The 24,929-nt window shown below is 65.1% G+C and carries 14 protein-coding genes and 2 pseudogenes; 9 read left to right on the top strand and 7 right to left on the bottom strand.

Annotation, left to right across the window (positions count from 1 at the left end):
* Positions 1–47: 47 nt before the first annotated feature.
* On the top strand, positions 48–1,379 hold the full coding sequence (locus L0C21_RS13430; protein WP_259278954.1) for a sugar porter family MFS transporter: 1,332 nt from the start codon (positions 48–50) through the stop codon (positions 1,377–1,379).
* A gap of 122 nt (positions 1,380–1,501) precedes the next feature.
* Here the strand turns inward: L0C21_RS13430 and L0C21_RS13435 are convergent, their stop codons facing one another.
* Positions 1,502–4,030, bottom strand: coding sequence for a glycoside hydrolase family 3 protein (locus L0C21_RS13435; RefSeq protein ID WP_259278955.1), 2,529 nt, complete (start codon positions 4,028–4,030; stop codon positions 1,502–1,504).
* 473 nt (positions 4,031–4,503) lie between these two features.
* Here L0C21_RS13435 and L0C21_RS13440 point away from each other — a divergent pair, with 473 nt between their 5' ends.
* Together L0C21_RS13440 and L0C21_RS13445 are read left to right on the top strand one after the other, a co-directional pair.
* Complete coding sequence (locus tag L0C21_RS13440) at positions 4,504–5,730, top strand: ROK family transcriptional regulator (protein ID WP_259278956.1); 1,227 nt, start codon at positions 4,504–4,506, stop codon at positions 5,728–5,730.
* Between the two features lie 59 nt (positions 5,731–5,789).
* On the top strand, positions 5,790–7,076 hold the full coding sequence (locus L0C21_RS13445) for a sugar MFS transporter (RefSeq protein WP_259278957.1): 1,287 nt from the start codon (positions 5,790–5,792) through the stop codon (positions 7,074–7,076).
* A 169-nt stretch (positions 7,077–7,245) separates the two neighbouring features.
* On the opposite strand, the gene L0C21_RS13450 is transcribed toward L0C21_RS13445, so the two are convergent.
* The 5 genes from L0C21_RS13450 to manD form a co-directional block, all read right to left on the bottom strand.
* A complete protein-coding gene (locus tag L0C21_RS13450; RefSeq protein WP_259278958.1) occupies positions 7,246–8,175 on the bottom strand; it encodes an ROK family protein in 930 nt (309 codons plus the stop codon).
* Between the two features lie 46 nt (positions 8,176–8,221).
* The gene (locus L0C21_RS13455) at positions 8,222–9,739 is read right to left on the bottom strand and encodes a tryptophan halogenase family protein (protein ID WP_259278959.1); all 1,518 of its coding nucleotides are present in this window, start codon (positions 9,737–9,739) and stop codon (positions 8,222–8,224) included.
* 124 nt (positions 9,740–9,863) lie between these two features.
* Positions 9,864–12,905 carry a TonB-dependent receptor gene (locus tag L0C21_RS13460; RefSeq protein ID WP_259278960.1) on the bottom strand — a complete coding sequence of 1,014 codons (3,042 nt, stop codon included), beginning with the start codon at positions 12,903–12,905 and terminating at the stop codon, positions 9,864–9,866.
* A gap of 524 nt (positions 12,906–13,429) precedes the next feature.
* Positions 13,430–14,056: a dienelactone hydrolase family protein gene (locus tag L0C21_RS13465; protein ID WP_259278961.1), complete on the bottom strand. Its 627-nt coding sequence runs from the start codon at positions 14,054–14,056 to the stop codon at positions 13,430–13,432.
* Positions 14,057–14,246: 190 nt separating this feature from the next.
* Positions 14,247–15,458: a D-mannonate dehydratase ManD gene (gene manD / locus L0C21_RS13470; protein WP_259278962.1), complete on the bottom strand. Its 1,212-nt coding sequence runs from the start codon at positions 15,456–15,458 to the stop codon at positions 14,247–14,249.
* A gap of 81 nt (positions 15,459–15,539) precedes the next feature.
* On the opposite strand from manD, the gene L0C21_RS13475 reads away from it, so the two are divergent.
* From L0C21_RS13475 to L0C21_RS13500, 6 genes and pseudogenes are all read left to right on the top strand, one after another.
* Positions 15,540–16,289: a FadR/GntR family transcriptional regulator gene (locus tag L0C21_RS13475; RefSeq protein WP_310593394.1), complete on the top strand. Its 750-nt coding sequence runs from the start codon at positions 15,540–15,542 to the stop codon at positions 16,287–16,289.
* Positions 16,290–16,381: 92 nt separating this feature from the next.
* Entirely contained in the window at positions 16,382–18,640 is a 2,259-nt protein-coding gene (locus L0C21_RS13480; protein ID WP_259278963.1) for a TonB-dependent receptor, read from the top strand.
* A 10-nt stretch (positions 18,641–18,650) separates the two neighbouring features.
* Positions 18,651–19,142: pseudogene (locus L0C21_RS13485) on the top strand (glycosyl hydrolase 2 galactose-binding domain-containing protein); the annotation flags it as partial.
* Between the two features lie 337 nt (positions 19,143–19,479).
* Positions 19,480–20,196: pseudogene (locus L0C21_RS13490) on the top strand (glycoside hydrolase family 2 TIM barrel-domain containing protein); the annotation flags it as partial.
* Positions 20,197–20,293: 97 nt separating this feature from the next.
* Entirely contained in the window at positions 20,294–21,289 is a 996-nt protein-coding gene (locus L0C21_RS13495) for a malectin domain-containing carbohydrate-binding protein (protein WP_259278964.1), read from the top strand.
* A 115-nt stretch (positions 21,290–21,404) separates the two neighbouring features.
* The gene (locus L0C21_RS13500) at positions 21,405–24,566 is read left to right on the top strand and encodes a glycoside hydrolase family 2 TIM barrel-domain containing protein (protein WP_259278965.1); all 3,162 of its coding nucleotides are present in this window, start codon (positions 21,405–21,407) and stop codon (positions 24,564–24,566) included.
* Between the two features lie 8 nt (positions 24,567–24,574).
* Here the strand turns inward: L0C21_RS13500 and L0C21_RS13505 are convergent, their stop codons facing one another.
* Positions 24,575–24,832 (bottom strand): hypothetical protein, encoded by a 258-nt coding sequence (locus L0C21_RS13505; protein WP_259278966.1) that lies wholly within the window; start codon positions 24,830–24,832, stop codon positions 24,575–24,577.
* Between the last annotated feature and the right edge of the window lie 97 nt (positions 24,833–24,929).

The raw sequence follows: 24,929 nt of genomic DNA on the forward strand, positions 1-24,929 counted from the left end.
TATTTATTACAACAATTTAATTTAATCAACCAGGGGAGGAACGAACCATGGTTGAAAAACCCACTTTCAGCATGACCGCTGTGGTTGCGGCAAGCCTCGGTGGCCTGCTGTTCGGCTTCGATACGGCCGTGATTTCAGGCGTAACCGGCGCGCTGCGCGACACCTTCAACCTCAGCGCCATCGGGCTGGGAGCGGCCGTCTCCGCCGCCCTGTGGGGCACGCTTGCAGGCGCGCTCGGCGCGGGCAAGCCGGGGGACGCCTTCGGCAGCCGCACCGTGCTCCTCTGGGTCGCCGTGCTCTATATTCTCTCGGCCCTCGGGTGCAGCCTCAGCCAGAATCTCGAATCGCTGTTCTTCTTCCGCTTCATCGGCGGCCTTGCCATCGGCGGCTCGTCGGTGCTTGCGCCGGTTTACATTTCCGAGGTGAGCCCGGCCGAGCGCCGGGGCTTTCTCGTCGGCCTGTTCCAGTTCAACATCGTGCTCGGCATCCTTGCCGCTTACCTGAGCAATTTTCTGGTGGGGCAGCTGGCGGGAGATGCACTGGCCTGGCGGCTGAAACTGGCCGTCGCCGCCATCCCGGCCGTCGTCTTCCTCCTCACCCTGCTTCGCATTCCGCACAGCCCCCGCTGGCTGCTGACGCGCGGGCGGCTCGAGGAGGCCCGCGCTGCCATCGCCCGCCTGCACATGGGCGCGCCCGATGCGGTAATCGCCGAAATCTCGCGCCACGGCAGCCGCTCCGAAGGCGCGGCGCGCTTGTGCTGGCGGCAGCACCGCAAGCCGATCCTGCTGGCGCTGTTCATCGGCATGTTCAACCAGCTCTCCGGCATCAACGCCATTCTCTATTACCTCAACGACATCTTCGCGGCGGCGGGCTTCGACAGCCTGTCGGCGGACGTGCAATCGGTGGCGGTGGGCGTCGCCAACCTCCTGGCGACGGCGGCCGCCATGGCCGTCATCGACCGGGTGGGCCGCAAGCCGCTGCTGCTCGCCGGGGCGGCGGGCACCTGCGCGGCCCTCGTCTGCGTTGCCGCCATCTACGCAAGCGGCCGGGGCGAGGCGCTGCTGTTGCCCTGCCTCATCGGGTTCATCATCTTCTTCGCCGTCTCGCAAGGGGCGGTGATCTGGGTCTACCTCTCCGAGATTTTCCCGACCAGCGTTCGGGCGCGCGGACAGGCGCTCGGCAGCGCCACCCACTGGATCATGAACGCGCTCATCTCGTTTGCCTTCCCGGTGATCGCCGCCCAGACCCTGGCGCTGCCCTTCTGGTTCTTCGCCGCAGCCATGGCCGCGCAGGTCCTCGTCGTCTGGAAAGTCTTCCCCGAGACGCGGGGCGTGCAGCTGGAGGACATGGAGGCCGCCCTCACCTCCCGCACGGCGTGACCAAAAAGAAGGGCATGGCGCGCACCGAAGTGTTTGCCATGCCCCCAGTTCCTTCGAGGGAAAACTTGAGAGAAGGATAATCGGAAATTGCCGCCGCCCGGCTGACCGGGCGGCGGTGAGAGCTACTTCTGGCAGTCGACCACCGCCTCGGTCACCGTGCCCACCGACACGCGGGCGAGGCTGACGGTCATCTTGGCCGACGTGGAGAGGATGAACGGCGCGTCGATCTTGCTCATGTCCGTGCCCGCCTTGGCAAAGCACTTGAGCGGCACGCCGACGGTCTGCCACGTGCCGATCTTCGCCACGTCGAGCTTGCCAAGCGAGAATTCGCCGCCGCAGTTGTCCCCGCAGCGCATGCCGAGCGAGACCGGCCCGTTCGGCGCCTCGTCCACCCGCGCCGTCACCAGCAGCATGACATCGCCGTTGGTCTCGCGGGTGAGGTCGATCGGGTTCAACGTGGTCAGCGCCACGCTCGCCGGGCCCTTGCCGTCGAACGCGAAGCGGCGCGCGCCTTCCTGCACCTGATAGTCGGTCGAGGTCACGGTCACGCGGCCATCGGCGGACCGGGCGGGAACGGTGGTGATGCGGGTCTGGCCGCCTTCGCCTCCGGCCACGTTAAGCGACCAGCTGGCCGCCGGCACGCCCCGGTTGAAGAACACGTCGGTGGCCTGCGCGTCTTCCTTCACGCCCGGATCTTCCGGCAGCTTGGCGACAGTCTGGTTGCTCGTCGTCTTCAGGCCGTAGCCGAGCGGGAACAGCTTCGGCCCCTTGGCGTTGGCTGTGGCCGGCCAGCTGAAGCTGAGCGAGCCCTGGAACTCATAGGCCGGCTTGCCGTCCTTGCCGCGGAACAGCATGTCGGCCACGCCCTCGCCCTCGGAGCCCGGCAGCCAGGCGACGACGAACGCATCGCTGGCGTTGATCTCCGGGTTCACCCAGAGCGGGCGGCCCGTCAGCATGACGGCGACCACGGGGATGCCCTGCGCCTTCAGGCGGCGCATGGTCTCCAGCGGCTTGCGAAGCTCCGGCTTCAGTTGGAGGGTTTTGATGTCGCCCTGGAACTCGGCATAGGGCGTCTCGCCGAACACGACGATCGCCGCATCGGGCTTGCCGTTCTTGAAGCTGCCGTCCGGCGACAGGGTGGCCGTGCCGCCTGCCTGCTTCACCGCCGCCGAAATACCGTCCCACAGCGAGGTCGCGCCGGGGAAGTACTTGCGATCAACGCCGGTGCCCTGCCACGTGAGCGTCCAACCGCCCGACTGGCGCGCGATATCATCCGCTCCGTCGCCCGCCACCAGAATGTTGGCGTTCGGCCTCAAAGGCAGCACGCCGCCGTTGTTCTTCAGGAGCACGAGCGACTTGCGAACCGCCTCGCGCGCGATCGCCCGGTGGTCCGGATGGCCAAGCAGCTTCCAGTCGCCCGCATAGGCGCGCGACGACGGCTTGCCCATCTCGAACAGGCCGGAGCGCACCTTGACCCGCAGCACGTTGCGGACCGCATCGTCCAGGCGGCTCATTGGCACGGTGCCGTCCTTCACCTGCTGGAGCAGGCTGTGGTAGATCGGCTTCCAGCTATCGGGGGCCATGTACATATCAAGGCCCGCGTTGATCGCCTGCGGGCAGCTGGCGTTGGTGCACCCCGCTACCTGGCCATGGGCGTTCCAGTCGCTGATGACAAAGCCGCCGAAGCCCATGCGCTTCTTCAGCACGTCGGTCAGCAGGCCCTTGTGGCCGGTCACCTTCACGCCGTTCCAGCTGGAGAAGCTGGCCATGACGGTCTGCACGCCGGCCTCGATGGCGGCCACATAGGGCATGCCGTGAATATCGCGCAGCTCTTCCTCGGAGATACGGGCGTCACCCTGGTCGCGGCCCTCGAAGGTGCCGCCATCAGCCAGGAAGTGCTTGGTGCTGGCCAGCACGTGGGGGCCCGCCAGAATGGGCTCCTTGCCCGGCTTGCCCTGCAAGCCCTCGATGAACTGGCCGACGTAGCTCGCCACCAGCTTGGGGTCTTCCGAATAGCCCTCGTAGGCGCGGCCCCAGCGGCCATCCTGCGGCACGGCAATGGTGGGGGCGAACGTCCACTCCATGCCGGTTGCGCGGATTTCCAACGCCGTCGCCTCAGCGATGCGCTTCATCAGCGCGGGGTCGTGCATCGCGCCGAGACCGACGTTGTGCGGAAACAGGGTCGCGCCGACGATGTTGCTGTGGCCGTGGACCGCGTCCGTTCCCCACATCACCGGGATGCCGAGGCGTCCGCCGGTCTTGTCGACCGAGGCTTCATAGAAGGCGTCAGCAAGCGCCAGCCACTTCTCGGGCGGCGCGAACTCGTCGCCGCCCGGCGCGCTGTTGCCGCCGTTCAGCACCGAGCCCAGATGATATTTCCGCACGTCCTCCGGCGTGACGCTGGCAATGTCCGCCTGGACGACCTGGCCCACCTTCTCCTCGAGCGTCATGCGGGCCAGCAGCGCGTTCACCCGCGCCTCGAGCGCTGGGTCGTTCGCATAGGGCCAGTGCGCCTGCGGCCAGATCTCGGGATGCACCGTGGCCTTGCCCATGGAATCGGCTTTGCCGGCAGGGTCCGCGTTCACCGGCACGGCAGGCAGGGCCAACCCTACCAGTACGGTGGTGCAAAGGGCTCTAAGCGCTATTCTCATCAGATCCCCCCTTCTCGTTCTTCTTCTGCTCTCCGGCTTGCGCCAGCCGTGGCATGCGATTAAATTAACTTGAAATAAGTTTTAAGCTTGTCTTTCATTGGCAGCGCTGTCAAGTGTGGACAGAAGCCGACTGGTTGATTGGGTAGGGGGAAGAAAATGTGCAAAAGCCGCGGCATAGCGCTTTTCTTCCGTTCAAGCTCCGCTCCGGCCGGTCCTTATGGCAGATGCGCGCCCTCCTCCCGGCGCCATCTGCTCATTTCCCCCTCGGCACTATTGCCCGCCTCAGCGCTTGCCACTAGCCTTGGCACTGGCCGGGCGGGCCAGGGCCTCCGCCTGGCCAAGCCGATTCGGCATGGCGGTATGCGTATGTCAGGCGTTGCCAACCCGGTGCAGTCGTGTCTGTTTCGCGTGCATTTGGCAAACCTCCATGCCGGCAACCACAAGGCCCGTTTTCAGAGGGAGCCACTGCGCGCATGACACCGGCCAGGAGCAGGATCAGACTTTCCGGCACCAATCTGGAACGCGCCGCCGACCACAATCAGCGGGTTACTTTGCACGCGATCCGGGTCAATGGGTCCCTCACCCGCATTGACCTAGCGAACATTACAGGCCTGACGCCGCCAGCAATCGCCAACATCACCAAGCGGCTGCTGAAGGAAGGGTTGATCGAGGAGGCCGGGCAGCGCCGCGGCGGCCGAGGCCAGCCGCCGACCAAGCTCACCATCAACCGCCAGGCCTGCTATTCCATCGGCGTTAACATCGACCGCGACCACATCACCATGGTGATGGTGGACTTTGTCGGGCAGACGGTCGCCCGCATCTCGCGCGAGGTGCCCTTCGCCCTGCCGAGCGACGTGAAGGCGCTTTACCAGAAATCCTTCGACAAGATGCTGCTGGAGGCGGGCATCGACCGGTCACGGCTGGTCGGCGTCGGCGTCGCCATTCCGGACGGCCTTGGCGTCGTTGATATTCCCGGCCGCCCCGCCGCCTATGCCGAGTGGGAGACGACCGACATTCCCTCCCTCTTTGCCGAGCCCATGGAACTGCCGGTCTTCGTGGAAAACGACGCGGCCGCCGCCGCCATGGGCGAGCTGCAGCTGGGCCATGGGCAGAAATACGCCAGCTTTTTCTATATCCTGATCTCTTCCGGCCTTGGCGGCGGCCTCGTCGTTGACGGGGCCTATTTCCGCGGCGCAGACGGGCGCAGCGGCGAGCTGGGCTGGCTGATGTGCGACAACGGCAAGGGCGGGCGCGAGCAGCTGCAGCACATCGTCTCGCTCTCGGGCCTCTCCGCCCCGCTGCAGGCCGCCGGATTCAGCCTTGCCGATATGCTGACAGGCAGCGGCCCGCTCGACAGGATGGAGCCGATCATCGAGCAGTGGATCGATTTTTCGGTCGAGCGACTGGTTGAGCCCATGGTCGCCATCAACTGCCTCATCAACCCTGCCGCCGTGCTGATCGGCGGCCGGCTGCCCAGCCTGTTCGTCGACCGGCTGGCGACCAAAATGAACCAACACCTGCGACGCCAGGCGACGAACGTGCCGGTGATTGCCCCCGTTGAACGGGCGGCTTTGTCGGAAGACGCTCCCGCCGTCGGCGCAGCTATTCTGCCATTCAGCCACTTCCTGTTGCCGAGACCCGGCGCCTTATGGAAAGCGCCGGCCTCCGGAGACGAAAACGCGTCTCAACGGGCTGCCTGATAAAAAAATGCGAAAGGGCGGCGTCGTGGCCTGGATGTGGCATCTATTGGGGAGAGAACATGTCCAGAGCCAAAGGCACCACCGCCGCCTTCGCCATTGTTACATCGCTGTTTTTCGTCTGGGGCTTCATCACATCCAACAATGACCCCCTGATCGCGGCGCTGCGCGCCATCTTCAAGCTGAACTATACCGAAGCCCTGCTCACCCAGTTCGCCTTCTTCATGGGCTACGGTATCTGCTCCCTACCAGCCGCCTGGGTGGTCAACCGGCTGGGCTCCGTCCGGGGCATCATGGTGGCCCTCGGGCTGATGGTGGCAAGCTGCCTCCTCATCCTGCCCGCCACATCGCTGCAAGCCTATTGGCTGGTGCTGGTGGCGCTGTTCGTCATGGCGTCGGGCATCACCGGCCTGCAGGTGGCCGCCAACCCGCTGGCGGCGGCCCTCGGCACCCCTGAGCGCAGCCATTTCCGCCTCACCTTCGCCCAGGCGTTCAACTCGCTTGGCGTGGTGCTCGGCGTGCATCTGGGCGCCAACATCATGCTGGACCAAAGCCTATTCACCGAAGGCGAGGCGCACATCACTGATCCTGTCATCCGCGTGGCCGCCCTTGGCGCTGTCAACCATGCCTTCCTCATCATCGCCGGCCTCATTGCGCTCCTGATGCTGACCATCTGGCTGTCACACAGGCGCATCGAGGAAGCCGCGCCCACCGTCGCCTTTGGCTCGGGCGCGTCTGTCGTTGCCGCGCTGAGCTCGCCCTGGGCGCTGTTCGGCGCGGTTGCCATCTTCCTCTACGTCGGCGCGGAAGTGGCAATCAGCAGCGTCATGATTAACTTCCTCAACCAATCGAGCACGCTCGGGCTGCCGCTGGATGAAGCCGGGGCCTACCTTGCCAACTTCTACTGGGGTGGCGCGCTCGTCGGCCGCTTCATCGGCAGCGCCCTCCTCACCCGCATCAAGGCCCCGACCCTGCTCACCCTTGCCACCGTTCTCGCTGCCGCGCTCTGCCTGACCGTGACGCTGACAAACGGGCCGATCGCGGGCTATGCGGCGCTGGCCGTGGGCCTGTTCAACTCGATCATGTTCCCGACTATCTTCTCCATCACGCTGGAGCGGGCAGGCGTTGCCCATTCCTCGACGGCGGGCCTGCTATGCGTCGCCATCGTGGGCGGCGCGCTCCTGCCGCTGCTGGTCGGCCGGATCGCCGATGCAGCATCGCTGGAGCTGTCGTTCGTGGTGCCGTTGATCGCCTACTGCGTCATCGCCGTCTTCGCCGCCAGCGCACGGCGGGCGAAACCGGTCAGCGCGGTATCCGACGCGACCGACCAACCGGTCCTCAGCCATTGAGGGTCAGCGAGGCTTTTATGCAGGGGACGCTCAGGCAGTGCCTTCGCCCCCTGCACCCCTTCCCTTTTTTTGAGACGAGCACGAGCAAGCCGCACGTGCCTGCTCATGTCGCGCACGATCTTAAGAAAAAATGGGAGTGCAGAGGGCCCGAGTCCCTCTGCAATAAGGATCAGCCCTTGCGGCCCTGCGCCTCTTCCAGCGCCAGGGCCATGGCGATGGGACCGAGCGGGCCGGCCTTAACGCCGAGGCCCGGCGCGCAGATCAGCTCCGCCGTATCCGGCAGGGCGATGTAGTTGTTGATGCTTTCTTCCAGCAGTTTTGCAACGCGCGGTAGCAAATGAGGCTGGCCGTTGATGACGCCGCCGCCCATGATGATCCGCTTGGGGCCGGTGGCGAGCACCAACGTGTGGGAGAGTTGCGCCAGCGTATGGGCAACCAATTCCCAGACCGGGTGATCGGCGGAAATGGTCGAGATATGCTCGCTTTCCAAACGCGCCTTGATGGCCGTGCCAGAGGCAAGGCCCTCGACGCAATCGCCGTGGAACGGGCAGCAGCCACCCCAGGCATCGCCCTTGGCGCGCGCGATCCGCATGTGGCCGATCTCGCAGTGGCCGAGACCGCGCGTGGGGCGGCCGTGAACGATGAGACCGCAGCCGACGCCCGTGCCAACCGTCACATAGACATAATCCGCCAGTCCTTTCGCCGCGCCCCAGCGCCCTTCGGCAAGGGCAGCGCCGTTGACGTCCGTATCGAAAGCCATCGGCACAGGGTAAGGGCGGGAGAGCCGCTGCGCCACGTCAGTGTTGGACCAATGAGGCTTACTGGTCAGCGTCACGTAGCCGTAGGTGGGTGAACCCGGCATCAGATCCACCGGCCCGAACGAGGCAATGCCAAGGGCACGGAACCCGTGGACCTTCCACCAGCGCGCCAGAATTTCTTCCAGCGCGCTCAAGGTCTCTTCCGGCCGGGTGGTTGGCACCGTTTCCTGCTGGAAAATATGCCCGGTCTCATCCGCAAGCACACAGATGCACTTCGTTCCGCCCAGCTCGATACCGGCAAGGAGGCGCTGGCGGTCGGACGGCATCTCGTTCACATTCATTTCAAGAGAACCCTACTGCTTTACATTAAAAAAATATTTGTCCCGCTCACGACCCGCACATCTCCGCCAGGGCCTGGCGGTGAGGTTTTGCATGCTTGAGCGCCGCGTTGATCGCCTCGCGCATTCGCCCAAGGGCCGATACCAGCTCGTCATTCGTGAAATAGTCCGCCATTGGATCATATCGATCGGGCAGCATCCCAAACCCGGCGTACATGCTCAGCCAGCTTGGATCGAGAAACGTTTCCCACTCATAGCGGACCAGCTTGCCGCGCGATCTGAACAGCCGGATCTTGTGCGCGAGTTTTTCCGGCAGCTCCATCGTGCGGCAATGGTCCCACAGGGGTTCGCCCACCCGCTGGTTACCAGCGTAGTGCAGCATGAGGAAATCACGGATGCGCTCATATTCCAGCGTCGTGGTGCGGTTGTATTCCGCCGCCAGGGCAGGGTCGAAATTGCGATCGGGGAACAGATCGAGAAGCTTTTCAACGCCGGTTTGAATAAGCGTGATGCTGGTGGACTCCAGCGGTTCCAGAAAGCCCGCAGCCAGGCCGATCGCCACGCAATTCCGGCTCCAGAACCGTGCCCGGCAACCCGCATTGAATCGGATGAGGTTCGGCTCGCCCAAGGCCGCACCCTTCAGGCGGCTTTTCAGCGTGGCGGCTGCTTCGTCATCCGAAATATGGGCGCTGCTATAGACATAGCCGTTGCCGGCGCGATGCTGGAGCGGGATGGTCCACTGCCACCCGGCCGGAAGCGCGGTGCTGACCGTGCAGGGGGCCTCGTTGCCCGCCAGTTCCGAGGGCATGGCGACGGCGCGGTCGCACGGTAGAAAATCATTCCAGCTGATATAAGGCACGCCCAGCGCCTGGCCGATCAACAGGGCGCGAAAGCCCGAACAATCGACGAACAGATCGCCCGCAACGCTGAGGCCACCTTCTGTCTCGATCGACTGGATATTTCCCGTCTCGGGATGGAGCGTGTGGCCGATGATCCGATCGTCGATGTGCTCCACGCCGTTCTTGCTGGCGAGAATTCGCAGCAGCTTTGCCAGCCGCGCAGCATCGAAATGCATGGCCCAGTCGAAAATGCCAAGATCGTTCGCCGGGTTGGCTGGGGGCTGCATGAACAGGCCAGCCTTGGCCATTTGAGTGCAAAGCGAATAATCGGCAAGCGGCAGATCATGCCCGGCCTTGCGTAATTTCAGCCAGTAATGATGAAACTGCACGCCGCGAGAGCGCGCGCCATAAAGGCCGAATGGATGAAAGAAGCTGTGACCGGGGCGCAGCCAGTCCCTGAAGTCGACGCCCAGCTTGAAGGTGCCGCCCGTCTCCCGCAGCACCAGCGCTTCATCGAGCTCGATGTCGCGGAAGAAGTCACGGATTGCCGGAACAGTCCCCTCGCCGACCCCGACCGTGCCGATGGCCGAGCTTTCGATGACGGTGATCTTGATCTGTTGTCGCTGCAGGCGATGCGCCAGCAGGCAGGCCGACATCCAGCCGGCGGTGCCTCCGCCGACGATGACGATTGATCTGATCCGATCCTGACCGCTAGGGCCGGATTTCATGCTGTCGCTCATCGTACCTCGGCCTCCCCCGTTTCAGCCGTACGCCGCTAAGCTTTCAGAAAAAGGCGAGCCCGCCCCGGTTCATGAAACCGGATGACGGGCTCTGCCTTACGCTTGCATGGACTTAGAACTTCGCCCGTGCGCCGAGCACGAAGCGACGCTCGTAGATGTTGTTCCAGCCCTTCTGGTCCTTGAAGGTCAGGTAGTAGTGCTCTTTCTCGCCCGTCAGGTTGGAGCCTTGGGCGTAGACGGTCAGGTAATCGGTCAGGTCGTAGGAGATCGACGCGTCGATATAGTTGGTCGGACGCTGGTAGACCTGGAGACCCGCAACGCCGCCGAAGTCGGCCGACACGGCGCGCTTCGAGCGGAAGTTGTGGGCGACGCGGGCCTGGAAGCGGTCGTCCTCATAATAGACGGCAAAGTTGGTCTGGATCTCCGAGTTATCCTGGAACGGCACCTTGTTACCCGCCAGGTCAACGCGGCCCGAGTCCGACGGCGAGTAGGTCAGGTTGGCCTCGAAGCCGAAGTTCTCCAGCCAGAGCGGCATGAAGGACAGATCCTGGAACGACTGCTTCCAGCCGATTTCCATGCCCTTCAGCGTGCCGCCCTTGCCCTGGATCGGGGTGTTGATGGTGATGGTGCGGTTGCGGTCCACGCCATCGAGATCCGGCAGGCCGGTCACTTCCATGGTGCCGTTCTCGATGAAGCTGGCCACATCAATGTAGAAGAAGCCGACGTTCACCATGCTCGCCCGCCCGATGTAATATTCGAACGAGAGATCGAAGTTATCAGCGCGCCACGGCTCCAGATCCGGGTTGCCGATGGAGTTGCCGCCCGCCACGCGCTGGATGTCGTGACCGGTCACCGGATCGGTCTCGATGCCGTAGTACAGACGCAGACCACCACCCCAGTTCTCCAGGTTGAGCAGGGTCATGGTCTTGGCGTAGGCCACGCGGACGCGGAAGTTGTCGGTCACGTCGAAGGCGAAGTTGACCGAGGGCAACACGTCGGTGAACGACCGGTCGGTCACGATGTCGCCGCGGTCGGCCGCAGGCAGACCATAGGCGCCGTCGCTGCCCACGTCGTTCTGAAGGATGTTCAGCTTGGTGTTGATGATCTGGACACCGAAGTTACCCCGAAGCGGAATACCGATATCGGTGTCGATGTTCGCCTGAACGTAACCCGATGTCTGCTTGATGCCGACGCTGTAGCTCTGGCCCGGGATCATCATCTCGACGTTGCCGGGGTAGAAGGAGTCATGGAACGCCTGGGCGTTGTCCATGGCCTTCGGGTCGAGCACGTAGATCGGGCCGACGCCCTTCACCGGCGTGTTGAACTGCTTCACCATGCCGGCGAAGCTCGCATCATCCGCCTTCCGGGTGCGGCCCGCCGTATAGTAGGTCGGGTTGCCGTTGGCATCGACCCGGCCGGTCGGCGCGGTGCAGCCGGTGGTGTTGTTCAGCTCGACGTCGAACGCTTTCCACTTGACCATGCAGCCGCCGTAGGTGGGCGCAACGCGATCGAACTGGAAGTTCTCAGCATCACGCTCGGAATAGCGCAGACCCGCCGAGATATTGAACTGGTCCGAGATTTCGTAGTTCACGTCGCCACGCACGACCTTCATGTCGGACTCGCGGCGGTAATTGTTCTCGGACGCCATGGTCTTGAGGGCATAGTCGCCGATGTCGCCGAGCGAGGCCTGCAGGTGGCCCGGCAGGGTGAACTGCGGCGTGTTGCCGGTGAAGTCCACCTGCGCGGGCAGGGTGCCGACCGTGTAGCCGCCCGTGTTGAACGGAATGTCGCCTTCCGGATAGCGGCCGACACCGCCGTGCCACTGGGTGCCGTCGGTCAAGCTGAACTGCAGATAGCTCTGGTCCTGCTTCTGCTTGGCCTTGCCGTAGATACCGCGCAGGCTGGCCTTCAGCGAGCCGCCGTTGTCGAACTTCAGCTCAAGGTTATAGTTCTGCGACTGGGACTCGGTGCGATAGTTTTCCGAGTAGGAATCGAAGTTCGGCAGGTCGTAGTTGTAGACCTGCGTGGTGTTGAAGTCGAACTCGCGGTCCCCCATCATCACCTTGCTGCCGGTGTCGCGGGTCGCGCCCGGCACATATTCCGCGCCATGCCAGTTGACGGCCTGGAACTGGAAACCGGCGGTGCGGTCGTACTGCACCTGCTTGGTGTAGAAGGCATCGCCCGTCAGGGTCAGCGCGTCGTTGAGCTCGAACTGCGCCGATGCGTTGAGGCCGGTGCGCTTGCGGGTGGTGATGCGCTCCCAGCCGGTGAAGGCCTGGTTGGTGAAGAAGGCGTCATTGGCGTCGCCATCGCCGTTCACGTCGAAGCCGCCGGCAACCGGCGTGCCGCGCGTCGTGTTGTTGTAGCGGAAGCCGCCGCCCAGATCGACGTTGCCGCCCGGGTTGTTATCGTCGTGCAGCGCCTCGTTCCGCAGGGTGCCGTTGTAGCCTTCCTGAATGCCGTTGTAGCCGTTGTAGAGGTCGGCCTTGGAGTAAGCGCCCGACACCAGGATGCCCCAGCGCTCGCCGCGATAGGCGACCAGCGCGTTGGTCTGCGGGTTCCAGTTCTCGGACTTGTCGCCGTAGGCGGCCTCGGCCGCGGCGGCGAGCGTCAGCCCGTCCTTCATGTCGAAGGGACGGCGGGTCCGCAGGTTGACCGTGCCGGTGATGCCGCCGCCCAGCAGGTCCGCGGTGGCGGACTTGAAGACATCCGCGCCCGAGAACAGCTGCGAGGGAATGTCGTTGAAGTTCGGCTGGGTGGTGGTGACCGAGTTCGCGCCGAGGTAGGCTTCGCCGTTCAGCAGCGTCGTCACCTGCGGCAGGCCGCGGATGTTGATGGCACCGCCCTCACCCGCATCGCGGCGGACCTGCACGCCAGGGATGCGCTGCAGGGAGTCGGAAATCGTCACGTCCGGCAGCTTGCCGATATCCTCGGCGGAAATGGCATCCACGACCGTTGCGGCATTGCGCTTGATATCAAGCGACCGTTCGATCGAGGCGCGAATACCGGTGACGACGATCTCATCGAGCGGGGCCGCACCCTGAGCGGCGGTATTCTCAGCCTCGGTGGTTTGCGCCGCCGCAGACATGCTCATCGCCGTCACTGAAACGGCGGTTAGCAACGCGACGCGCATGTTTGACTGAACAAATTTCATTTTTCGATATCTCCCCTGCCAACCTGGAACAGCCTCTGCTTGGCCAGCCCAACAGGCCAGCTTCAGCCATTATGCCAAGCTGTTGTTTTTTAACGTTCTTAACCCTCTGCATTCCGCAAAAACGCGCCAGAACGCATCAATTCTCTCTCAACCAGTCTCCGGACTTCCACAAAGACGAATTGATTAAATTTTTTTGTTTTCCTTTTTAATGCGGCAGACGGTCGGGCTGTCAAGCCAAGCTTTTCAGTCGGCTTTTTTAGGGTGTGGCTGTGTATCGCGTGCAACAGAACCGTAATAGGTTGCTACAAGCGCGCTTCTGCCGATTTTTGGGAAAATTCCGCCGTCTTGGCGATGTCTCGCTCTGCCCCCGACATACCGGCGGACGTGGCGACTGCTCGCGCTTCAGGAGGTGCCGCCCGGCACAGCGCCGATCAGCCAGCCCGGTTGTTCCGGCTCGACTCGCTCACGGGAATGAGGGATCGGCCGGGGCCGGAGCCCCCAAGGCCTGCGCGGGCCAGATGCCGTTATGCGCGCTGGAAATGCCGGACGAACCATCCGGCCGCATGGCCGATGACCTGATCCAGCGTGCCGGGCTCTTCGAACAGGTGGGTTGCTCCGGGCACGATCACTAGTTCCACCTCGGCCCGCATGTGGCTCATCGCCTCGCGGTTGAGGTCGATCACCGGCTCGTCCCGACTGCCCACGACCAGCAACGTCGGCGCGCGGACGCCGGCCAGCGCCGCCGCTCCAGCAAGGTCTGGGCGGCCGCCGCGCGACACCACCGCCGCGACGGGCGGATCATCAGAAGACGCCGCAAGCAATGCAGCGCCGCCGCCAGTGCTGGCTCCAAAGTAGCCGATGGGCAGAGCCTGCAGCTGCGCTTGTTGCCGCGCCCAGGCGGCCGCGCCCGCCAGCCGGGAGGCCAGCAGCGGAATATCGAACACGTTGGCGCGGTTGGCCTCCTCTGCCGGCGTCAACAGATCAAGAAGGAGCGTTGCAAGGCCCGCATCCCGCAGGCCCCTGGCCACATGGTTGTTGCGCGGGCTGAGACGGCCGCTGCCGCTGCCGTGGGCGAAGATGACGAGACCGCGCGCCGCCTCGGGCACGCCGAGCAGGCCCTGCAGCCCGCCGGGCTCGATAGTGACAGGCACCGGTTCATCTGTACCCTGAGGAGACATGATCCTGACCTCGAGGAACTGGCATCCGAAAACGCGATGTCGCGACGCCACCCAGCGCAACAGACAGTCAGGGGATGATCCGGCCAATACGCGGCGGGGCGCGTGATGTTCCGCCCGGCACAGGGAGGACGCGGCGACTGGCACGCGCCCTCCCATCCCGAGCCTACCAGTTGAACAGGGTGCCGTCCTCGAGGCGGTTCACGGGCAGGTAGGCACGCTTGTATTCGTACCGGGCGGCCAGGGCCTCGTCGATATCGACGCCGAGCCCCGGCGCATCGCCTGGGTGCATCATGCCGCGCTCGAAGCGGTAGGCGTGAGGAAAGACCGCGTCGGTCTCGGCCGCGTGGCGCATATATTCCTGCACACCGAAATTGGGCACGGAGAGGCCGAAGTGCAGCGCCGCCGCCATGCACACCGGCGAGAGATCCGTCGCCCCGTGGCAGCCGGTGCGAACCTGATAGAGATCGGCCAGCGCCGCGATCCGCCGCAAGTGGGTGATGCCGCCCGCGTGGACGACCGTCGCGCGGATATAGTCGATCAGCTGATTTTCGATGAGCGAGCGGCAATCGTGGATCGAGCTGAAAATCTCACCGACGGCGATCGGCGTCGTCGTGTGCTGACGGATCAGCCTGAAGGAGTCTTGATTTTCGGCCGGAGTCGGGTCCTCAAGCCAGAAGGGGCGATAGGGCTCCAGATCGCGGCCGAGCCGCCCCGCCTCGATGGGCGTCAGCCGGTGGTGCGCGTCATGCAGCAGGTGGACATCCCACCCCAGCGCGTCGCGCGCCTTGGCGAATAGCGGCGGGACGGAGCGCATGTACTTCTCGGTCGACCAGACATTCTCGGTCGGCAGCGCGGCATCGGCGGGTTCATAGAAATACTTGTCCTTGGAGACGCCATACGTGGAGGCCAGGCCCGGCACGCCGGATTGCAGGCGGATGGCCTTGTAGCCCTGCTCCTTGTAGTCGAGCGCCGCCTCGATCGTCGCCTCAATGGTCTCGCCGTTGGCGTGGCCGTAGACCATTACCCCTTCCCGCGCCGCGCCGCCCAACAGCTGGTAGACGGGCAGGCCCGCCGCCTTGCCCTTGATGTCCCAGAGCGCGGTGTCGACGGCGGCGATGGCGGTCATGGTCACCGGGCCGCGCCGCCAGTAAGCGCCCCGATAGAGGTATTGCCAGATGTCCTCGATCCGGTGGGCGTCCTTGCCAATGAGGCAGGGGATGACATGGTCCTCCAGATAACTGGCAACCGCCAGTTCGCGGCCGTTCAGCGTCGCATCGCCGATGCCGTAGACGCCCGCATCGGTTTCGATCTTCAATGTCACGAAATTCCGCCCCGGGCAGGTTACGATCACCCGGGCATTGGTTATCCTGAGCATGGCCCCTCCAAATTGGTCAAGCCAGATGGTCGGAGAACTTGGCCCTTGTGTCAAGCCAGTGGTTGGGGGAAAGTGCGCCGGATGACCATGCCCGCACAAAAACTCTACCAGCGGATCGCCGACGAGATTGCAACGGCGATCACCCAAGGCCGCTATCCCCCCGGCACCCGGCTGCCGGGCGAGCGCGATCTGGCCGAGGAATTCTCCGTCAGCCGCCCGACGATCCGCGAGGCGATGATCGCGCTGGAGATCCGGGGCATGGTCGAGGCCCGGCACGGCTCGGGCATTTACGTTACCGCCGCGCCGCCCGCGCTCCCGCAGGCCCCCGAGCTGGATGTGGGCGCGTTCGAGCTGATCGAGGCGCGCGTCCTCTTTGAAGGCGAGGCGGCAGCGCTGGCTGCAACCGCCATCGAGGAGCAGGCGCTGGCTGAGCTGGACGCCCTGCTGCGCCGGATGGAGGAGGAGCAGGATTCGCCCGCGGCGTTCGATGCGGACCGCCGCTTTCACCTGCTCATCGCTGAGGCCACGGGCAACAGCCTGGTGCGCTCGGTCGTCGAGATGCTGTGGAACGTGCGGGAGAACTCGCCGCTGTGCGTCCACATGTTCGCCCAGGCGCACCGCGAGGGCGTGACGCCGCGCGTCGAAGAACACCGGCTGATCGTCGACGCGCTCAAGGCCCGCGACCCCAAGCGCGCGCGGGAGGCGATGCGCGCCCACCTGCGCCGCGTGACCGACGATCTCCTGGCCGCAACCGAGCTGGAGCTTATCCAGCGCGCCCGCGCGGAGGCGCAGGCCCGACGCAGCCGGATCGTACGGCGGGCAGGCGCCTAGTCGATTTGGAATAACCGAATTCTAAAAGAGGATTGACAACCTGAATATGACGCATCGATAGTGGCCTGACCAATAAGGGGAGGAAAAGTTCGATGCGTCATACCAGTGCCTTGACGGCCCTGGCCATTCTGCTTGGCCACTCGGGTGTCGTCGCCGCTCAGGAACCCACGGGCCCGGCCACCGGCCAGCAAAGCCTGGAATTCGGCGATATCGTGGTGACGGCGCAGAAACGCGCCGAGAGCCTGCAAACCGTGCCTCTGGCGGTGACGGCCCTGTCCGATGCGGCGCTGGCGCGCGCCGGGGTGCAGAGCTTCTCCGACCTGACCAAGGTGGTGCCGTCCCTCACCTTCACGCCCGGCGACCAGCCCGCCAATAGCTCGGTCATCCTGCGCGGCATCGGCACCTTTGCCTTCAGCATCGGCGTCGAGCCCAGCGTCGCGGTGGTGATCGACGACGTGCCGGTCGCCTTCCAGTCGCAGGCGTTTACCGACCTCATCGATCTGGAACGCGTCGAGGTGCTGCGCGGCCCGCAAAGCACCCTGTTCGGCAAGTCGGCCTCCGCCGGCCTCGTCAACATCACGACGGCCGCACCTACCTCGACCTTCACCGCCCGCGCCGACCTGCGCGTGACAGACGACGACGAGCAGCGCGCCGCCGTTTCGCTCTCTGGGCCGATCAGCGACACCCTGTCCTTCCGCCTGTCCGCCGACGCGAGCCGCTTCGACGGCCTGGTGCGCGATCTGGAGAAGGACGAGCGGCTGAACGGGCGGCGCGAGCGCGGCGTGCGCGGCAAGCTGCTGTGGCAGCCGACGGACGCGCTGGAGATCACCCTTCAGGGCCGCTACCGCGACACGGACGCCGACTGCTGCGTCTCGACGCTCATCGCGCTGGACCCCGCCGCCAACTTTTACAACCTGCCGCAATTCCCGCAGTCCGTCGCGCTGGAGGGGATCACGGTCGACCGCGACAACCTGTCGATCCGCACGGACGATGTCGTCCGCTCCGACACGCGGGATCGGGGTGGATCGCTGCGCGTCTCCTACGAGGCCGGTGAGCACACCCTGCTCTCGGTCACGTCCTACACCCGTTTCAACCTGCGCGACTCCCAGGATCTGGACGGCACGGCGGTCAACCTCAATCAGGCGGTCTCGCCCGACGCGTCCGCCGGGGGCCGGGAAAACCACGGGCGCTTCGATGCGGAGCAATGGACGCAGGAGCTGCGCCTGATCTCGCCCGACGACGGCCGCCTCCGCTACGTGCTGGGCGGATTTTTCGCGGATAGCGACCTCAGCCGCGCCTATTTCCGCGGGCCGCTGATCGGGCGCTCCAACTGGGAGGCCACCGTCTCCAACCGCAACTATGCGCTCTTTGGTCAGGCAACGTGGGAGTTCATCGACGACACCAGCCTCATCGGCGGCCTGCGCGTCAACCGCGAGGAGATCTCCTACGTCTATGACAATCTCCTGAACGGCCTCCATTTCTCGGGCGACGACGCGGACACCGCCATCACCGGCAAGATCGGGCTGGAGCACCGCTTCACGCCCGACATCATGGTGTTCGGCTTCTACGCACGGGGATACAAGGGTCAGTCCTACGACCTGACCAGCAGCCTCAACGCCGCCATCGCCGCCCGCCAGCCGGTCAAGCCGGAGACGTCGGATGACTTTGAAGTCGGCGTGCGCTCACAATTTCTCGATCGCCGCCTCACGCTCAACCTGACGCTCTTTAACACCACCTACGACAATTTCCAGGCGCAGGAAGGCGAGCCGACGCTTTCGGGCGCCTTCATCCTCAGCAACGTGGGCTCGGTGCGGACCCGCGGCGCGGAACTAGAAGCAGCCGCCCGCATCGGCGACCGGCTGACGCTGGGCGGCGGCTTGTCGTTCATCGATGCCCGCATCCGCGAATTCGAACGGGCCCAGTGCTATGCGGGCCAGACGGCGGCCGAAGGGTGCGTCGGCGGCGTGCAGGACCTGGCGGGCGCGCGCCTGAACAACGCGCCGAAATGGCGGTTCAACCTGCGCGGCGACTATACCGTGCCGCTGGATAACATGCCGTTCGACGGCATCGTCTCCCTCTCCTACACCTGGCAGTCCAAGGTGAATTTTGCCCTGTCGCAGGACCCGATCACCGAGCAGGACGCCTACGGCATCGCCAACCTTCAGGTCGGCATTCTCGACCACGACGACCGCTATTCGGTCGCGCTGTTCATCAATAACCTGTTCGATCAGGAATATGCGGCTGGCCTCGCCAATGCCCAGAACTACTATGGGGGCCGTTTGGCCGTGAACCGGTTGCCGGGACGGGATTTCAACCGCTACGGCGGCATCCGCATCACCGCCAGTTACTGAGGGGGACATGATGCTCGCACTCCGCGCCCTGGCCATTGCCGCCGTTCTCCTGCCTCTTCCGGTTGCGGCGGCGCCCCGCGAGGCCGTGTCGCTGACAGAGGGCTGGCGGTTCCAGCTGGGCGACCAGCCGGAAGCCGCCCGCGGCGCGAGGTTTAGCGACGCCGCGTGGACGCAGGTATCACTGCCGCACAACTGGAATCGCATGGGCGGCACAGCCGAGCGGCGCGCCGATTATCAGAATTTCCACGGACCGGGCTGGTATCGCAAAACCTTCACGACCCCGGCGAACCTGGGCGAGCGCCGCCTGTGGCTTCAGTTCGACGCAGCCAGTACCGTCACCGACGTGTGGCTGAACGGTGTTCATTTAGGGCGGCACGCCGGGGCATTCGCGCGGTTCCGCTTCGATGCAACAAAAGCACTGAAGTCGAAGGGCGAGAACCTGCTGGTGGTGCGCGTCGACAACAGCTCGCCGCGCGTGAAAGACTCCCCGACGGCGGAGGTGATCCCGATGAACGGCGACTGGCCAATGTACGGCGGGCTGTACCGGCCGGTCTCGCTCATCATCACCGAACCGGTGCGGATCGCCATGCGCGACTATGGCGGGCCCGGCGTTTACGGCCGCACGGAAAAGGCCAGCAAGGAATCCGCGCGCATTTCCGTGCTCACGCGGCTGGAGAACGACCGCAACCGCCTCGCCCAGGTGAAGGTGCTGGCGCAGGTGGTGGACGACAAGGGCCGCGTGGCCGCCTCGGGCACGATGAACGTGGTAATGCCGCCCCGTGGGGGGCGCGGAGGTAACGCAAAAACTCACCGTCCCCTCGCCCCGCCTGTGGGACGGGGTGGCGGACCCGTACCTCTATCGCCTGCGGGTTCAGGTGCGCGAGACGGGCGGCAAGGTGCTCGACGAGGTCGAGCAGCCGCTCGGCATTCGCACCTTCCGCATCGACCCGAACACCGGCTTTTACCTGAACGGCAAGCGCGTCGCGCTGCACGGCGTCTCGCGTCATCAGGACCGGCCGGTGAAAGGCTGGGCGATCGACACGGCCGACATCGCCGAGGACATGGCGCTGATCCGCGAGATCGGCGCGAACACGCTGCGCCTTGCCCACTATCAGCATGCCGAGGTGGCCTATGCCGAGGCCGACAAGGCAGGGCTCATCACCTGGGCGGAAATTCCACTGGTCGACCGCTCCGCCCCCTGGCACAGCGAGACGACGACGCCCGCCTTCGCGGACAATGCGGAGCAGCAGCTGCGCGAGTTGATCCGGCAGACCTATAACCACCCCTCGATCGCGGTGTGGTCCATCGCCAACGAGGTAAACCTTGAGGCCGCCAAGGGACGCGGCACCTCCAACGCCCGCCCGCTGCTCGAGCGCCTGCAACGGGTGGTCCACGCGGAAGACCCGTCGCGCCCGGCAACGCTGGCGGACTGCTGCGGCTCGGTGCCCTCCGAAGCGCGCCCCGGCCTCGACACCGTGGCGGGCATTACGGACGTGATCGGCTACAACCGCTACCACGGCTGGTATTCGGGGGACGTGCACAGGCTGGGGCCGGATCTCGACCGGCTCCACGCGCTCTACCCGAACCAGCCGATCTCGGTGAGCGAATATGGCGCGGGCGGCGCGCTGACCCAGCACAGCGACGATCCAACGGGTGGGCCCATCGCCGCCTTCGGCCGCCCCCCACCCGGAAGAATTCCAGAATTACATTCTGGAGGAAAGCTGGAAGCAGATTGCAGAAAGGCCGTACATCTGGGCCAGCTGGGTGTGGAACATGTTCGATTTCTCGAACGAATTGCGGATGGAAGGGGATTTGACCGACACCAACGACAAGGGCCTCGTCACCTTCGATCGCCGCACCCGCAAGGACGCTTTCTATTTCTTCAAGGCCAATTGGTCGAGCGAGCCTTTCGCCCACATCACCGGCCGCCGCTATGTCGACCGGCCCTACCCGGTAGTCGATGTGAAGGCCTACAGCAATGCGCCCCAGCTGGAGCTGACGCTGAACGGCCGCACTCTGGGCGAAACCGCTTGCCGACAGGGCATCTGCCTGTGGCGCGGCGTGATGCTCGACACCGGCGAGAACCGGCTGGATGTGCGCGGCACGCACGCGGGCAAGACGGTGGACGATGCCGTCACCTGGCGGTTCGACGGGCAGCCGGGGCAATATGCCATCCGCGCCGGAACGCTGGTCGGCAAGCGGGCGAACGACGGCCGCCTGTGGGGATCGGACGTGTTCTTTAACGGCGGCAAGGGAAATTTCCGCGACATGCCTTCCACCTCGCGCGGCGGCGAACCGGGGCCGGTGCGCGAGGTGGCGGGCACGGCGGACCAGACGCCTTACGAGAGCTGGCGCGAGGGCGCGTTCGGCTACGCTATCCCGGTGCCGAACGGCACATATCGCGTCACCCTTCATTTCTTCGAACCCGAGGCCACGCGCCGCGCGGGCGAGCGGGTGTTTAGCGTGGTAGCGGAAGACGGCAGGGCGGAGACCGGGCCCATCGACGTGGTGAAGGAAGCCCGCGCCCCGATGACGGCCCTCACCCGCCAGCTCAACGTTGCGGTTGCGGATGGACGGCTGGATTTGACGTTCATGCCCTTGGTGGGCGAACCGATTCTCTCCGGCCTTGAGGTGATGCCGCAAAAATAGGGCGCGCCGGAGCGGGAGGGAAAGTCAGCCTTGGAGCAGCATTTTCCGACATCATTCTCGACATTGCCGAACATGTTGATAACGTGAGCCTTCGTTGTTGAAGAGAGAGTTGAGAATGCTGCCCAAAGCTCTGCTGTATGCGTCCGTCGCCGTTGGTCTGTTGAGTGTCGGTGTTATCGAAGCCGGGGCAGCAGAGCCCGAACGCGCCGAATGGGAGCGCGCCGAGATTTTCCAGGTCGGCAAGGAGCCGGCACGCGCCACCTTTACGAGCTTCGACAATACGGCAGCCGCGCTTTCGGGCGATCCGGCCCGTGCGCGCTACCGGCTGTCGCTCGACGGCACGTGGCGCTTCCATTATTCCAAAACGCCGGAGGCCCGCCCCGCCGATTTCTGGCGGACGGATTATGATGTCTCCGGCTGGGGCACGATCAAGGTGCCCGCCACGATTCAAGCCGAAGGCTATGGGCGGCCTTATTTCAACAACAGCAACTACCCCTTCGAGCCCAACCCGCCGTTCATCGAACACGGGATCAACGAGGTGGGCTCCTACCGGCGCGATTTCGACCTGCCCGCCGACTGGCAGGGGCGGCGCGTGGTGCTGCACATCGGTGCGGCGGGGGCCGCCTATTACGTGTGGGTCAACGGCCAGAAGGTCGGCTATTCGGAAGACCAGAAACTGCCGTCCGAGTTCGACCTCACCAAGCATGTGAAACCGGGGCGCAACACCGTTGCCATCGAGGTCTACCGCTTCGCCGATGGCAGCTATCTTGAGGATCAGGATTTCTGGCGCGTCAACGGCATCGAGCGCAGCGTTTATGTTTACGCCCAGCCGGAAACGCACATCCGTGATTTCACCGTCCATGCCGGGCTCGACAAGGCCTATCGCGACGGCACGTTCGCGCTGGACGTAGACGTGGCGGGCAAGAAGCGGGCGGCGCGTGTGAAGGCGACGGTGCTGGACGGCGCACAGGCGGTGCTGACCCAGACGAAGACGGTTGCGGCCAATGCCATCGGCAAGACGGTGACGCTGAAGGGCACCATTCCCGCCGTGCGGCAGTGGTCGGCGGAGACGCCCAACCTCTATACGCTGCTGATCGAGCTCTACGACGACAAGGGCGCACTGCTGGAGGCGACGAGCCGCCGCATCGGCTTCCGCACCGTCGAGATGGTGAAAAACGGGGCTGCGAACGAGCTGCGCGTCAACGGCAAGCGCGTAATGATCCGCGGCGTCAACCGCCACGAGCACGACCCCTACGCCTTCCGCGTCATCACCGAAGACTCCATGCGGCGCGACATGGAGCTGATGAAACAGGCGAACATCAACGCCGTGCGCGCCTCGCATTATCCCAACGATCCGCGCTGGTATGAGCTTGCCGACGAATACGGCTTCTACATCATGGACGAGGCCAACATCGAATCCCACGAGTTCATGGGTGGCCTCGAAAGCCCCGATGACAGGATGATCGGCAAGCAGCCGGAATTCGCCCCGGCCATTCTCGACCGCGTGCAGCGCATGGTGGAGCGCGACAAGAACCACCCCTCCATCATCTTCTGGTCGCTCGGCAATGAAACCGGCGTCGGCCCCAGCTTCGAGGCGGCGGCCAAATGGATCCGGCAGCGCGACCCGAGCCGGGCGATCAATTTTCTCGGCTGGGGCACCACCGGCCTCAAGCACGCGCCCAACGATTATGTCGATATCTACGCGCCGATGTACGACGATATCGAGAACATGATCGACTACGCGACCGACCCGCGCTTCACCCAGCCGATGATCCAGACCGAATACGCCCACGCCATGGGCAACAGCGTCGGCAATCTGGACGATTACTGGAAGGTCATCCGCAAGTATCCCAAGCTGCAGGGCGGCTTCATCTGGGACTGGGTGGACCAGACGATGATCCGCAAGGATGCCAAGGGCCGCGATTACTGGGCTTCCGGTTTCGACTATGGCGAGTCCCCGCGCGAGGGGCCCTCTGTTGTGGCCGATGGCCTCATCCAATCCGACCGCACGCCGCACCCACACTATTATGAGGTCGCCAAGGTCTATGCGCCGGTGGCGTTCGAGGCAGAAAATGCGGCGGCCGGGAAACTCCGGGTCATCAACCGCAATTCCTTCATCGACCTCAGCGGCCTCAATTTCGAATGGGCGCTGCTGGAAGACGGCGCCGAGATCGCACGCGGTCCGCTCACCAACGTGGCGGCAGAGCCGGGCAAGAGCGCGGCCTTTGCCGTGCCGCTGCCCGAGGCCAAACGCGACCCGGCGAAGGACTATGTGCTGACCGTACGCGCCAAGGCCAGGGCGGGTGCCATTCCGCTGGTGCCGGAAGGGCATGTGGTCGCCTGGGAGCAGTTCGTGATCGCCGCGCCCGCGACGCGGGACGTGGCGGCGAAGCCCGGCCGTGTGGCGGTGGCCAACGCTGACGGGCAGATCCGCCTTGCCGCGGGCAATGCCGAGCTGGTGATCGACCGCGACACCGGCCTCATTGAACGCTATGCGCGCGGCGGGCAGACGCTGCTGGCGGGCGGCGCGCCCAACTTCTATCGTGCGCTTACCGACAACGACATCGGCGCGGGGCTGGAGCGGACGCACCTCGTCTGGCGCAAGCTCTCCGAGACGCGGCGGCTGGTGCGCGACCTGACCGTCGAACAGGGGCCGCAGGGCACGGGCATCGTCACCGTCACCTACAGCCTCGGCGCGGGCGCGGCGCGCTTCATCTCCCGCTACGAGATGGGCGGCGACGGCGCGGTCACCGTCACCGGCGATTTCGAGCCGCTGAAGCCCGACCTGCCGGACCCGCTGCGGATCGGCTTCGCCTTCGAGACGACACCCGCCTTCTCGGATGTCTCCTGGTACGGCCGGGGCCCGCACGAAACCTACTCAGACCGCAAGACGAGCGGCGCGCTCGGGGTGTGGTCGGGCAAGCTCGCCGAGCAGTATCATGATTACACCCGCCCGCAGGAAACCGGGGCCAAGGCGGACACGCGCTGGATCGCGCTCAAGGCCGCCGATGGCGCAGGCCTGCGCGTCACCGGCGCGAAGCCGCTGTCGGTCAACGCGCTGGCCTTCCCCTATGCGGACCTGGCGCCCCGGCCGCTGGGCGAGCGCCACAGTTCGGACATCCAGCCGCACGGCAACGGCACGTTGCTGGTCGATGCGCTCCAGGCGGGCGTTGGTGGCGATAACGGCTGGAACGTGGAAGGGCGGGCGCACATGCAATATCGCATCCCGCTGAAGCCGCTCAGCTTCAGCTTCCGCATCGAGCCGCTTGCGAAGTAACGGACGCCTCAGGCGCGCGGGCGTTTGCCGGGAAGATCCTGGCGGCGCTCGCGCGGGAGGCAAGCGTGGGCGCAGCCGGCCAGGCCGTGATCGCGGGAAGGTGCGCCATCGTCCAGCGGCAGCTCCTTCACGCCATTGACGGTGCAGAGGGTGGTGGTGGCCCCGGCGCTTGCGGGCGCGGGCCCCAGCGCCAGCATGAGCAGGGCAGCAAGGGCCACGAGCGTCGCGGGCCGGGCCTCCAGCGCATCAAGGAATGAGGCGGGCATCGCGCCGGGCAAGCAGCAAGGCAGTGGGACAACGGCGCGGCGGCAGGCGCGGCGCCGGGATGATGCCTTTGGGGACCTGTCGACCATGCCTGCAATC

The sequence above is a fragment of the Pedomonas mirosovicensis genome, assembly GCF_022569295.1.
GTDB classification, from domain to species: Bacteria; Pseudomonadota; Alphaproteobacteria; order Sphingomonadales; family Sphingomonadaceae; genus Pedomonas; species Pedomonas mirosovicensis.